The 12,682-nt window shown below is 70.5% G+C and carries 10 protein-coding genes; 4 read left to right on the top strand and 6 right to left on the bottom strand.

Translation table 11 applies throughout. The annotated features are described in order from the left end of the window. Positions 1 to 46: 46 nt before the first annotated feature. Positions 47 to 601: an SUKH-4 family immunity protein gene (locus N5875_RS00275; protein ID WP_338490988.1), complete on the bottom strand. Its 555-nt coding sequence runs from the start codon at positions 599 to 601 to the stop codon at positions 47 to 49. A gap of 33 nt (positions 602 to 634) precedes the next feature. Continuing rightward, positions 635 to 1,189 carry an SUKH-4 family immunity protein gene (locus N5875_RS00270; RefSeq protein WP_338490986.1) on the bottom strand — a complete coding sequence of 185 codons (555 nt, stop codon included), beginning with the start codon at positions 1,187 to 1,189 and terminating at the stop codon, positions 635 to 637. A gap of 1,122 nt (positions 1,190 to 2,311) precedes the next feature. Here N5875_RS00270 and N5875_RS00265 point away from each other — a divergent pair. Together N5875_RS00265 and N5875_RS00260 are read left to right on the top strand one after the other, a co-directional pair. After that, positions 2,312 to 3,229: a dienelactone hydrolase family protein gene (locus tag N5875_RS00265; protein WP_338490984.1), complete on the top strand. Its 918-nt coding sequence runs from the start codon at positions 2,312 to 2,314 to the stop codon at positions 3,227 to 3,229. A gap of 99 nt (positions 3,230 to 3,328) precedes the next feature. Further along, positions 3,329 to 6,202, top strand: a complete 2,874-nt coding sequence (locus N5875_RS00260) for a helix-turn-helix transcriptional regulator (RefSeq protein ID WP_338490982.1) — start codon at positions 3,329 to 3,331, stop codon at positions 6,200 to 6,202. Between the two features lie 93 nt (positions 6,203 to 6,295). Here N5875_RS00260 and N5875_RS00255 read toward each other — a convergent pair whose 3' ends face one another. Both N5875_RS00255 and N5875_RS00250 read right to left on the bottom strand, forming a co-directional pair. Then, positions 6,296 to 7,144: a peptidase inhibitor family I36 protein gene (locus N5875_RS00255; RefSeq protein ID WP_338490979.1), complete on the bottom strand. Its 849-nt coding sequence runs from the start codon at positions 7,142 to 7,144 to the stop codon at positions 6,296 to 6,298. Positions 7,145 to 7,818: 674 nt separating this feature from the next. Then, positions 7,819 to 8,538 (bottom strand): hypothetical protein, encoded by a 720-nt coding sequence (locus tag N5875_RS00250; protein WP_338490977.1) that lies wholly within the window; start codon positions 8,536 to 8,538, stop codon positions 7,819 to 7,821. Between the two features lie 326 nt (positions 8,539 to 8,864). On the opposite strand from N5875_RS00250, the gene N5875_RS00245 reads away from it, so the two are divergent. Next, the gene (locus tag N5875_RS00245; protein WP_318212455.1) at positions 8,865 to 9,371 is read left to right on the top strand and encodes a hypothetical protein; all 507 of its coding nucleotides are present in this window, start codon (positions 8,865 to 8,867) and stop codon (positions 9,369 to 9,371) included. Positions 9,372 to 9,810: 439 nt separating this feature from the next. Here the strand turns inward: N5875_RS00245 and N5875_RS00240 are convergent, their stop codons facing one another. Together N5875_RS00240 and N5875_RS00235 are read right to left on the bottom strand one after the other, a co-directional pair. Next, complete coding sequence (locus tag N5875_RS00240) at positions 9,811 to 10,113, bottom strand: hypothetical protein (protein WP_338490974.1); 303 nt, start codon at positions 10,111 to 10,113, stop codon at positions 9,811 to 9,813. 941 nt (positions 10,114 to 11,054) lie between these two features. Further along, a complete protein-coding gene (locus tag N5875_RS00235) occupies positions 11,055 to 11,591 on the bottom strand; it encodes a hypothetical protein (protein WP_338490972.1) in 537 nt (178 codons plus the stop codon). Positions 11,592 to 12,218: 627 nt separating this feature from the next. On the opposite strand from N5875_RS00235, the gene N5875_RS00230 reads away from it, so the two are divergent. After that, positions 12,219 to 12,452, top strand: a complete 234-nt coding sequence (locus N5875_RS00230; protein ID WP_338490969.1) for a hypothetical protein — start codon at positions 12,219 to 12,221, stop codon at positions 12,450 to 12,452. Positions 12,453 to 12,682 lie beyond the last annotated feature (230 nt).

Here is a 12,682-nt window from a genome sequence, read left to right as displayed (position 1 = left end):
TGCTCCGTCTGGGTTTGGGCCCCTTTCCATGCAGGGGCCACACGCGTCAGCCCCATATCCCGAGGGCGATCTCTTCGAAGAACCGGCTCCATTCGCCCTCCTCGTGTGCGAAGGGCGTCTCGTCGACCTGGGTGATGTGTTCGCGGAGGCTCTCCATGGCTTCTGCGCGGGCCTGATCGTCGTCGTGGGGGAGTTTCCTGAGTTCGGCGAGACCGGTCTCGACTGACGTGAGGGCGTGGACGAGTGAGGAGACGTCCTGGTGCATGGGGACGCAAAACTCCTCTCCCTCCGCGAACGAGTGGATCTGGCCGGTCTTGGGGTCGAGGGCGACGACGGCGTACTGGAACTCCCCGAGGATCTCCCACTGTTCGGCCCCTTGGGGGAGGGTGGCGCCGACGGCGTCGAAGGCAGCTTTGAGGGTCGGCCGGCACGCGAGCCGGTCGCAGGCGTCGAGGTCGAGCTTGCTGGAGAACAGCTTGCTTGACGGCAGGCCCACGGTGGCCAGGACCCTGGCTGTTTCAGGGTGCATGCGGCTACTGGCGTGATGGGGGAAGTACGTGACACCGGTGAGGCCGAGCGTGCCCAGTACATGTATCGGCATGGTGGCGATCAGCACATTTCGCGGGTCGAAGTGTTACCAGATGCCCTGCTCGAGCTCTTCGAGGGAAAGGTTCCACTGGGACTCATCATTCTCGAACGGGGTGGGGTCGAAGGCCTCGACGACTTCCCGGAACCGGGCGGCGAGTTCCTCGGGGTGGGCATCGCTCTCGTGGTCGTTCTCGACCTTCCGGAGTTCGATGAGAGCGAAGACGAGTGATTCGATGTCGCGGTGGAGCTCGATGTAGTCGACCGCGCCCTCGGGGAAGGCGTAGATCTTGCCCGACTTCGGATCGAGGGCGAGCAGCGAGGTGAACAGGTATCCCACGCTCCACCATGAGCGGCTCTCGAGAGGACACTGCAGACCGTAGTGGTCGAACCGGCTGCCGAGCGTGATGGCGTCGACGTCCGGAGCATAGGGGTCTTCGACGTCCATGCGAGAGGTGAACACCTCGGAAGTGGGAAGCCCCACGGTGCTGAGGAAGTCGGCGGTACGCGCGTCAACGCCGGTGACGCCACTGTGCGGGAAGTAGATGACGCCGTCCAGGCCGTAGGCACTGGTCACACTCTGAGGGGTTACGGTGAAGTTCACTTTTCAGAAGCCTCGATACGACTGTTGCCGTGCATTTTTCTGACTCGTTGTGATCTTTCGGGTGCTGCCGAAGTGAACGTGAACCCGGTCAGAACACTCAAGGGAGCAGTGTATGGCCGAGCCTCGTTCGGACTATTGCAAACCCGCATCCTCACCCGACCACGAAAACCGCCTCGCCAGCCGCCACCATGCCGGGTACGTTCCTCTCGTGTGTTACTACGCCGACAAGCCCTACAAGCTGCATTACGCCTGCGTGCCCTGCCGCGTGGCGTTCAAGCGGCACCCCGGGCCCGGCGACGCACACCGATGCCCCCGCTGCGCCGAGCCAATGCTCTGTGCCGGCCATGACTTCGCGGCACCACGGCGCCGAGACACCAAGGCGTGGACCGTCGTGGCTGCGGTGCTGGACGCCGGACTGCGTTACGAAGGCCGCGAACCGTGCGGCTGCGGCAGGGAACCCAAGTTCCGCCCCCGTACGCGGGCCCAGTTGCGGGCACGTCGCATCGCAGCAGCACGAAGCGGGACGCCCCTCGCCGACATGCTCGGACGCGTAGATCCACAGACGCCCGCATGACCTGATACTCCGATAGATCCACGGCACGTGACCTGCTGCCGGACAGTGTCCCCGGATCTGGCTGGCTCGCGAGGGCAGTCGCACATCCCCCAGGGCGTCGGGTTGAAGTCGCCCGGTTGTAGGTCGGAACCCACGCGGTCACGCCTGGAGCAGCAGGCCACACGTCCGTACCCGTGGCAGTTTCGCCGTGGGTGTCGCCAGAGTCCTCCGTGCCGAACTCTGCGTACGACGCGCCCTCGAAGCCGGCCGCCCTTGAGCCCGGGTGTGGCCGTGACCCGTGCATCCGCGTAGACGTCCTCGTCCACGGCGTCCCGTCCACGGCGTCCTCGTCCTCGTCATCGTCATCGCAGCGGGCGGAGCGCTGCCCCACGTGGTGCCAGGGCAGTCGATCCAGCGGGCGGCAGGCCGCCCATACCCCGAAGGCCGGTGATTCTGCCGATGCGAGCGTGCCACGGTGCCCGGACAGTGGCCGGGCCAGTTCACCCCGCGGCCGCCGACCGGATTCCTCGGAGGGCGGTCGCCCCACGACACGAGAGGACGACTCCGTCGTGAGACGACACCTTGCCCCAGCCTCTGCCGCGACCGCCGCCGCAGCCTGCCTCGCCTTGCTCCTCGCCCCCGGCGTCCAGGCCGCCGGTGCCGGAGCCCCCGGCGTCCGCGCAGCCGAAGCCGCCTCCGCCGGAAACCCCTACGAGCGTGGTCCCGCGCCGACCACCGCGAGCGTCGAGGCGCTGCGCGGCCCCTACGCCGTCGCCGATACCACCGTCTCCTCCCTCGCCGCCACCGGCTTCGGCGGCGGCACCATCTACTACCCGACCTCCACGAGCGACGGCACCTTCGGAGCCGTGGTCATCTCGCCGGGATTCACCGCCAGCCAGTCCTCGATCGCCTGGCTGGGGCCGCGGCTCGCCTCCCAGGGCTTCGTGGTCTTCACCATCGACACGATCACCACGCTCGACCAGCCCGACAGTCGCGGGCGGCAACTCCTCGCCGCACTCGACCATCTGACCCAGCGCAGCACCGTACGGGGCCGCGTCGACCCGGCCCGGCTGGGCGTCATGGGGCACTCCATGGGAGGCGGCGGGACCCTCGAAGCCGCCAAGAGCCGGCCGTCCCTCAAGGCCGCCGTGCCCCTCACCGGATGGAACACGGACAAGACCTGGCCCGAGATCACCACACCCACGCTCGTCATCGGCGCCGACGGCGACACCATCGCGCCCGTCGCCACCCACTCCGAGCCCTTCTACGAGAGCCTCCCCGCCTCGCTCGACAAGGCGTACCTGGAGCTCAACGGCGCCACGCACTTCACCCCGAACGCCTCGAACACGACGATCGCGAAGTACAGCATCGCGTGGCTGAAGCGCTTCATCGACGACGACACCCGCTACGAACAGTTCCTCTGCCCGCTGCCCCGGCCCAGCCTGACCATCGAGGAGTACCGGGGCAGCTGCCCGCTAGGCTCCTGACACCCTGTGCTCCGTCACAGAGCAGGGTTCCCGGGTCTGGGCCACCGTCCAGACCCGGGAACCTTCCACCGTCCCGTACGGGTCGGTAACGTGGCGGGCGTGAGCGGAACGACGCACGCCGCAACCCCGCGCCGACACCCGCGGCTGTACGACAGGGCGGCCGAACTCGCGGCGGTGGCACGCCTGTCGGCGCGGGTCCACGCGGGAGTCGGCGGTGTTCTGTTCGTCACCGGGGACCCGGGCGAGGGACGCACCGCACTGCTCGCTCGGGCGGTCGACGACTTTGCCGAGATTTCCGATACTCCCGCCGTCGTTGCACCTTCCGGCGTTGCCGCTGTTCCCCTTGTGGGACCGACCGCGGCAGCCGGACCTGACACGGGAGCCGAGACGGGAGGCGAGCCGGGAGCCGAGAGGGGAACCGACCCGAGAGCCGAGCCGAGTGCCGAGCCGGGAGCCGAGCGGGCCTCTCGTACGCGGGCCGAGAAGCCGTCCTGTACGGCCTTCCGTGTCGCCGCGCCGCGGCATCGCGGACCGTGGAGCGGCGCGCGAGCCCTGTTCGCCGCCCTCGCTCCCACCCCGGCGGACGCGCGCCGGGCGCTGCGTCTGGCGCGCGGCGAGAAGGGGCTCGGCCCATCGGTGGCCGAGCTCCTCGCCGGCCGTCCGGCGCTGATCTGTCTCGACGACCTGCACCTGTGGGACGCTCATTCGCGCGCCGCGTTGGCCGCGGCCTGGCGGGACTTCGACCGGCGCCCCTTCGGGCATCCGTCTTCGGGCCGCCCCGAATGGGGCGGGGCGGCCCGCCCCGGCTGGCTCGTCTCGGTCGCTCGTCACCACCGGCTGCCGGACGTACCGGTGGCGGAGACCGTGCGGCTGGGCCGGCTGACGCGGGACGGCGCCAGGGCGTTGCTGGCCGACCTGTGCACGGCCCCACCCCCGCCACCGGTCGTTCAACGCCTGCTCGACGAGTCAGATGGACACCCCGGATTCCTCGTCGCCGTCGCACGGCGCCTCACGGCCGCCCAACTCGCCGGTGTCGCGTCGTTGCCGTCACCGGTGGCCGAAGGCACCGTCCTCACCGAGGTGTACGGCGGTCTGCTCGCTCGTCTGCCCGCGGACTCCCGGCGACTGCTCAGCCTGGTGGCCCTGGTCGCCCTGACGGACCGCACAGGGGATACGGCCGGGTGCACGGCGTACGAGGTCGGCATCGAGTCCGTACGCTCCGGCGCGCGGGCGACCCGTACCCCCGTCGAAGCGCTGGACGGCCTCCTCGCTGACGGTCTGCTGAACCGCACAGGCGACGTCCTGCGCTTCGAGGATCCGTTCCTCGCGCGCGCCGCTCGTCTCTCGGCACCGGCGGGCTGGCGGCGCCGGGTCCGTGCGGCCGAGGGGCCCGGCCCGATGCGTACGGCCGTGGCGACGCGGGCGGCGCTCACGCGGGGCGAGAACCATCGCGCCCACCGCCTCGGCCCCGCCCCCACAACACCCGCACTCGCTGCCCCCGCCACACCAACCACACCCGCATCCGCCCCCGCCGGGCGCGCCCCCGCGCCGGTGGTCCGCGGCCGCTCGCAACTCGTGCGAGGGCTGGCCGTCCTTGCCGGGGGCCCGGTCATGGACGCCTTCGAGGCACTTCTGCAGGCGGCCGAGCAGTTACGGGACCGGGCACCGGTCGAGGCATCCGACGCCCGGTTCCTCGCGATGGAGGCCGCCTGGGCCGCGGGCGATGTCGCCGCCTGTCTGACGGCCCTGGACGTCGGAAAGGAAGCCCGCGGTACGGAGCGGGACTTCGCCGACGGGCTGACCGCCGCCCTGACCGTACGTCTGGACCATGCCCGGCCACCTCTGGCGCGGGTGGTCGCGCGGGACGGCGTGAAGGACGACCCGAGGCTGCTCCTGCGGGCGGGATCGGCAGCACTCGTGCTCGGCGACACCACCGCGGCGACCCGGGTCCACGCCCGTGCGCTGGCCCGGGCCCGCGCGGAGCGCCGTACGTCCCTGCTGCCCCGCGTCCTCGAACACCTCGCCTACGCCGAACTCCGGGGCGGCCGGTACAGCCGGGCGGCGCACACCGCACGGGAGGGGCTGCGGGCGGCGGAGCTGGCGGGGCAGCGGAACGTGGCCGCCCACCAGCACGCCGTCCTGGCCCTGGTGGCCTCGGTAGTCGGCGACGAGCGGGCGGTGGTGGAGCATGCCGGACGGGCTCTTGAGACGGCCCGCCCTCATGGCCTCGTACAGGCCGCGACCCTCGCCGAATGGGCGCTGGCCCGGGGAGAGCTGGGGCGTGGTCTGGCCGCACAGGCCGCGGCGCGGCTTGCTCCGCTCGTCCGGACCGGCCCGAGGGGCGGCCACTTCGCGCTGCGGATGCTGGTCGTGCCCTGCTTCGTGGAAGCGGCCGTCGCGGCCGACCGCCGGGCCGAGGCCGCTGCGGCGGCGGAGGAGTACGCCGTCTGGGCCGTCCAGGGCATCGACAACGCGGCGCCCGCGCAGCTGGCCCGCTGCCGGGCGCTGCTCGCGAAGGGCGAGGAACCGGCGTACTGGTTCGGCGAGGCCGTCCGCAGGCACGACCACTGCGCGAACGACTTCGAACGCGCCCGCACCCTGCTCGCCTACGGAACGTGGCTGAGGCGCCGTAGACGCCCCGGCGTCGCGCGCGGCCCGCTGCGCGACGCTCTCGTCACCTTCGAACGTGCGGCCGCGGAGGGCTGGGCCGAGCACGCACGGTCGGAACTGCGTGCCACCGGCGGCACCGCCGGCGGTGCCGTGGCCCCTGTCGCCTGGGGACGGCTGACACCACAGCAGCAGCGGATCGCCCGCCTCGTCGCGGAGGGCGCCACCAACCGGGAGGTCGCCGACCGCCTGACGCTGAGCCCCCGTACGGTCGACCATCACCTGAGGAACGTCTTCGCCAGGCTGGGCATCCGCTCCCGGGTCGAACTCCCCGGCGTCGTGGGCCAGTGGGACGCCGAAGGGTAGCCGGCCGGGGCGCAGGAGACCGGGGCGACGGTCACCTGCTGCGTGAGGGCCACTGCCTCGAGGCGAAGGCCCCCACGTAGGGTTCGCACGTGGTCAGAGGGCGCCGTTCAGGCCCCACCAGCCGCCGGTGATCTCGTCGCCGACTCGCAGGCCGCCCGTACCGGTTCCCCGGTAGTGGGAGAGCCAGTCGCCGTTCGACGCGAGAAGGTCGGGCCGGCCGTCGGCCGACCAGTCACCGACACCGAGGATCGACTCCATGCCGTTCCAGCCGCCACTGCCGACCAGCGCACGTGCGCCGAGGACGCCGGCCCGGCCCGGGTAGAGCCAGAGTTTGCCGGTGGACTTCTCACGGGCGATCACGTCCTCCCGGCCGTCACGGCTGAAGTCGCCGTGCCGGGTGAGGGCGTCGAGGGCGTTCCAGCCGCCGCTGCCGACCAGACGTCCGGTGTCGTCGCCGGGCAGGAACCACAGGCGGCCGACCGTGTCCCTGACGAGGATGTCCGACCTCCGGTCGGCGTTCATGTCGCCGAACCCGGACAGCTTCGGCGCGGTCGCCGCGTACCAGCCGGGGTAGGGGGTCGTCTCGCACTCCCGCGCGGTACGGACGAGCTTCACCGAGCTGAAGTCGCTGTCCGAGCTGAAGTTGGTGGCGATGGGGTCGGGCTCGATGGTGGTGTAGCCCTGTGAGCGTCCGTAATTCGGGTCGTCGTAGAGACAGGCGATCAGGGACGTGCGGTTGACGACCTTGACGAGCTTGTTGTCCCAGGTGCCCAGCGTCGCCTTGCTCGTGTTCGTCTTGAACATCGAGCCGGTGGCGCGGTCGTCCGGCCAGGCGCAGAAGTAGCCCGACGGACAGTCGCTCACCGCGGCCTGCGCGGGCGCAGTGCCCGCACCGGCCAGAGTGAGCGAGGTGAGCCCCAGCGCGGCGGCCGCGGAGGCCATCAGAGGGCATCGCCACCGGCGACCAGGGCGGCTGGACCCACCTGTTCCGGCTGCCGGCCGTCCACAGTTCGTGGTTGCGCGAGATCCTCGAGAACCTCACACGGCACATGCACGCTGGCCTCTTCCAGCGAACTGCCCAAGGTGTCGGTAGCCGGTCTCCGACTTGCTCCGCAATCGAACGGCGCCAGACAGTGGTGCCTCCCGAAGTGGTGAACATCTGCTGTTCGTTCTCATGAACAAAGCCAGGTGGACATCGAACGCGACGAGATCCACGGCCTCAACGGGCTCCGGATCGATGCGCGGACCGAGCGCGGCATCGAGCTCCGCCGGTCGCGGCGATGGGCATGACGTCTCACATTCCCCGTGGGACTACTGCCCTACATGCACCGGTCGTCCAGAAAGGAGGGCATGACGAAGGCGCGCGCTCATGCGAGATTCAGACGGCCGTGGTACCCCGCCGAAGGCATGGGACTGGGGGTTGTGGACCGTGCGCGGCGCGGCGCGGTTGCCCGACGGTGCCCCGCCCTCGAGTGCTCGATCCGGGCACCTGCGGATCCCGCCCCTTGCCCAGGCTGTGCAGCGGCCACGCCGGACGGCGGCGCCCCCTGCGCAGCCTCGTGCTGCTGAGCGGCCTACCTCAAGCCAATGTGTGGGTCCGGCAGACCCTCTGATGATCAGTCGGTGACGACGACATCCTCGACCGGCGGGGCCTTCGCCTCGACCGGCCTGTCGTAGTGCGAGAACGTGGTCGTCCCCGACACCTCGCCGCCCGTCGTGACGATTTTCAGGAGGTACGGCGGGCCCTCAGCGGCGATGTAGACGGTGGTCGTCTCGCCGTCGCTGCCGACCGGCTTCGCCAGCTTCAGCGCTTTCCGCCCCTCAACGGTGGTCACCTCGCCCTTCGCGGAGTCGTCCTCCCAGCCGTTCTCCAACCAGGTAGAGGTTCTCTTCCCGCCGCAGAGCGCCAGTTCGTCCGGAGCGTCGGGGCCGTCGACGGACGGCTTCGTCCAGCGGCCCCTGAGATCGTCGATCAGGGCCTCCAGGTCCTCCGGGCTCCGGTGCCGCTCCTGCATCCGCAGGAGCGACTCGTCGCGGCGCAGGTACACGTCCTTGTCGTCGATCTTGATCACTTCGGCCGTGCCCGCCGGGCCGTAGGACATCTTGGCGGTGCAGTTGCCCCGGTTGTCGCGGGAGACGTAGCCCTTCATCGGTACCGCCATAGAGAGCACGTCGGTGTGAACGGTCACGGACTTCGCCGCCTCTGTCGCCGTGATCGCCCTGCCGAGAATCCCGGGTCTGGTCAGGTCGCCCAGGAACGGACCGCAGGCGGTCGCGGAGAGAATGACGGGCGCGCAGAGCAGGGCGGTGGCGGGGCGGCGGAGTACGGCGGGCATGGTGACAGTGTCTCCGAGGGGGATGAACGGGGAAAGGGCCCTATAAGACCCCCGGCCCCCGGCCCCCGGCCCCGGCCCCCGTCCCGGCACTGCGTGCTGCGGCGCACGCCCACCGCGGCCGACGACCACGGCCGCGCCGTCGACACCGTGCTCTGCGTGGGGAGGGGCGCCTGTGTCACCGAAGACCAAGACCGGGCCGACCGCCCTCTCTCGTCCCGGGCTCGTCCGATTGGTCGGATCCTCAGGTGGTCGTGCTGGGCGCGGCAGAGCTGAGGTTATGGATGTGTCACCGGACATCCATGAGCCTCAACCCTAGGAGCCATTTGATGCGCCCCATCAGAGCAGCTTGTCTCGGAACGGCCACTGCGCTGGTCGCCCTTCTCGCCGGCGTCCCTGTCGCGGCCACCGCTGCGACCGACACCGAAGCGGCCCGCGCCAAGGACAAAGGCAAGGTCATCACACTCATCGGCCGGCTCGCGGAGCAGTCGCGCTTCCCCGTCAACCCCGGCGGCAGCCCCGCCCAGGGCGATCGGACCGTCTTCCGCTCGACTCTCTTCGACCAGGACGGCAAGCAGGTCGGCGAAACCGGCGGCACGTGCGACACCACCCGCGTCGCCAACGGCGGAGCGGAGGTGTGCATCGTGACCTACACCCTCCCGGGCGGCCAGATCTCGGTGCAGGGGATGGTCTTCGGCCATCTCAACCCGGGCCCTCCCCCCGCGTTCGACAACGGGATCACCGGTGGAACCGGGGAATACGACCGGGCTCGTGGCTCGGTCCACGCCGAGACGATCGCTCCGGGTACGAGGCGCTTCACGATCGACCTCGACTGAAAGACGGGCGCCACCGGGCCCGTTCAGGGTGGCATGAGGGAGGGACATGTCTTCGTGGTGAGCTTGTCTCCCCGCGCCCGCCAGTGGCCTCCCGTGGTGAGCCGGGAGGGAGACGCGGCCGTGGACTGCCGCGGGCGACGCCGAGCGGGGCCGGTGGCCGGGGCCGGTGGCCAGGTTTGCAGGGGAGCGGTGCGGATGGCCACGTGCCGTTCACCCTGCCACCCTGCCACCGAGCCACCAGGCCGGTCGGGCACGCCAGAGTCGTACACGAACCGGCCTCCGGCATAGTGCGCAGCGGTCAGCGGCGGCCCACAACTCGTTGGTCGTCGTTCGCCCCGGCCCCCGTGAACACCGCAGCCGGACGCGGCGAGCCGGGCGAGCCGGGCTGTCTGGGTGAGACCGTCTGCAAGCGGGCGATCGATCCCGTGCTGGTTGAGGATCACCGCTCCAGACGGAGCGCGAGGTCCTCGGTCGCTTCGCTGCCCAGCGGGAACGGCATGTGGCCGATGATGGGTCCGGCCACGACCGCAGCCCCGGTGACCGGTTCGAAGCCGTACTCGGCCATGAGACGGCTCGCGCCCGGATTGGGTGTCCGCCCGGCGCCATCGACATGCCAAAGGGTCAGGTCCGTGCCGAGCTTTGTCATCGTGACGTTCTCGGCCCGAAGCAGGCGGCTGATCTCCTGTAGCAGCTCCAGTCCGCGAAACTCCGTCGGTACGCGTTTTACGCGGCCGTTCTTCACGAGGAGCAGACCGCTCGCTCCCCGGCGGTCCGGTGTCGTCCGGGCGGGGGCGGACCAGCCGGCCGGGTACGGCGGCGGCGCGTTGTCCGCGTCGCACGGGATCGGGGCGTGCGGAGCCGGTGATGAAGCCGGCGGCAGGGGGGTACGAGGTCGGCTGAGACTGAGACTGAGCGGCTGAGGAGGCAAGGCTGGGCGCGTGGGTCCGGCTGCGCGCCTCGCGGCTGTGGAGTGAAGTCCAGCAACTCTGCTGCCCGGCGCCCCAGATGGGCCAGTACTGACCCGGGCAGCCATTCCTCGGCCCGGTCCGTAGCGGTGCGCTCGATCACCTGCGCGGGTGTGGGCCGCTGCGCCGGGTCCTTGTTCAGACACGCGCGCACGAGAGCGACGAGTGAATCGGGTACGCCGGTGAGGTCGGCCTCCTCTTCGGCGATCAATGACATTTTCCGCCTGGGCGCGGTCCTCGTCTACGCCGCCACCGGACGCCCTCTCTTCGGCGCAGCGAATCGCCGAGGGTCACGAGGGTGATGGTCTCGAACAGGGCCTGGCCCTCGTCGCGGACGATGCCCAGGCATTGGCGGAATGCTCGTTCGGCACCTGCTGCGTCGCCCGAGCCAAGGAGCAGTGCGCCGAGGGAGTGAAGGTGCGCGACCGGCGGAGGTCCGGTCTCCGAGTGGAGAGCGATCGTGCGCCGTATCGCTGTCAGTCCCTCTTGCATCCGGCCGGCCTGGGTTCAGGCCTGGCTGAAGTTCGCCAGGGATCTGGCGTGTGCCTTGATGTCACCGATCTGCTCGTACAGAGCGGCCCGCCGCTGCGAGGTGGGCGAGGCTGGTCTCGCTGCGGTAGGAGGCTCCGTGTGCCACTCCGAGAAACTGCTCCATCTGGGCTTCACCCCGGAGGTCGCCTGCACGCTGGGCGGCGGCGAGCGCTTCATTGACCGGTTGTCACCGGTACTGGATGGCCCACCAGTTGGCAAGGGTCCAGCCGAAGAGCGTGTCGGCGGTGGGCCAGGCCAGTTCGGGTCGGATGGCGGCGGCGGTTCGGACGGCATTCTGGATGGCGGGCATCTCCGCGGTGATCCAGGCCGGTGCCTGATCCGTGTCGGTGAACTCCGGCAGTGGAGCGCCGGGGTCCGGAGCGGGGTCGATATGCGCTCTGGTGCGGGTGGCCAAGTCGGCCTGTCGGGTTGCTGCCCGGTACCACGCGATGATCCGCAGCAGACCGGCCTGGCGTACGTCGGGACATTCCTCCTGGCCCGCCCGCTCGGCGGCGAACTCACCCAGAAGTTCGTGGAACCGGTAGGCGCCTGGTGTGGGGCTTTGCAGGAGATGAGTGCTGACGAGGATCTCAAGGAGGCCGAGGGTCTGCTCCATCGGGTGATCGAGGAGGGCAGACGCCGCCTCTGTGGAGAAGGGTTGGGCGGGCCACAGGCCCAGGCGGCGGAAGGCCGCGCCCGCCACCCCCTCGCCGACGACCTGCATCGCGCTCCGCCTGGCGCGGGCTGTCACTCAATGCCTGGTAAATCATCAGGAAGACCTCCATGACATCCAGGTGGTCGAGGGTGAGTGCAGTAAGCCGATGTCCGGCCCGGTTGAGGCGGTCGGCGGTGGCGGGGACTGCTCGTCCGCCGTGGGCCAGACGTGCGCCGACGATCCGCAGTGCGAGAGGCAGTCCGGCGCAGGCCGTGAGGATCTGCTCGGTGGCGGTGCATTCGGCGGCGAGCTGTTCGGGGCCGCAGGTCGCGGCGAGCAGCTGGTGCTGCTCGTCCGCCGCGAAGGGCTGGAGCGTGATGTGGGTGGCCGCGGCCAGACCAGTCAGTCTGTGCCGGCTGGTGACGACTACAGCGCCGGGGCCGCTGCCTCTGAGGAGGGGGGGCGAGCTGTGCGGTGTCGCGGGCGTTGTCCAGGAAGACGAGGACGCGGCGCTCGGCGAGGGTGGCCCGGTACAGGGCGGCCCGGTGGTCGGTGTCTTCGGGCAATGAATGGGCTGGGACACCGAGGTCGGTGAGGAAGCGGGCGAGCAGGTCGTGGGCGGTACGGGGGGCACCTGATCCGAAGCCCCCGTAGATCCGCGTAGAGCTGCCCATCGGGGAACGAGCCTCGGATGCCGTGAGCGGCGTGGAGGGCAAGGGTGGTCTTACCGATACCACCCATGCCCGAGATGACGACGACCGAGGGCAGGCCGTCGGCCCCGGACGTCAGCAGACGCTCGCGCAGGGCGGCGAGTTCCCCGTACCTGCCGGTGAAGTCCCCGATGTCACGGGGGATCTGGAACGCTGTCTCGCGGACGAGCTCCGAATCCGCGGCTGCATCGCCGGGGTGGGTGGCATTCGGCTGGTGTGAGGCTGTCGGCTGAGGATCCAGTGCGGGCGAGCTGCCCCGGGCGGCGCGAGGTGAAGCCGGGGCGAGCACCTTGCGGAAGACTTGCTGGGTGGCCGGGGCGGGGTCGACGCCGAGTTCGTCTGCCAGGGAACGGCGCAGGCTGTGGTACGCGGTGATGGCGTCGGCGGTGCGCTCGCCCTGGTGCAGAGCTGTGATCAGCTGACGGTGGAACGGCTCGCGCAGCGGATGCG

Source organism: Streptomyces sp. SJL17-4 (genome assembly GCF_036826855.1).
Classification (GTDB): domain Bacteria; phylum Actinomycetota; class Actinomycetes; order Streptomycetales; family Streptomycetaceae; genus Streptomyces.
Note: the sequence above shows the minus strand (reverse complement) of the source record. Positions and strands in the feature narration are given on the sequence as shown.

Excerpts from the sequence above, each read along its gene's own strand:
- N5875_RS00275 (WP_338490988.1), bottom strand. The coding sequence starts at position 601 with ATGCCGATACATGTACTGGGCACGCTCGGCCTCACCGGTGTCACGTAC.
- N5875_RS00255 (WP_338490979.1), bottom strand. The coding sequence starts at position 7,144 with ATGGCCTCCGCGGCCGCCGCGCTGGGGCTCACCTCGCTCACTCTGGCC.
- N5875_RS00250 (WP_338490977.1), bottom strand. The coding sequence starts at position 8,538 with ATGCCCGCCGTACTCCGCCGCCCCGCCACCGCCCTGCTCTGCGCGCCC.
- N5875_RS00245 (WP_318212455.1), top strand. The coding sequence starts at position 8,865 with ATGCGCCCCATCAGAGCAGCTTGTCTCGGAACGGCCACTGCGCTGGTC.
- N5875_RS00235 (WP_338490972.1), bottom strand. The coding sequence starts at position 11,591 with ATGCAGGTCGTCGGCGAGGGGGTGGCGGGCGCGGCCTTCCGCCGCCTG.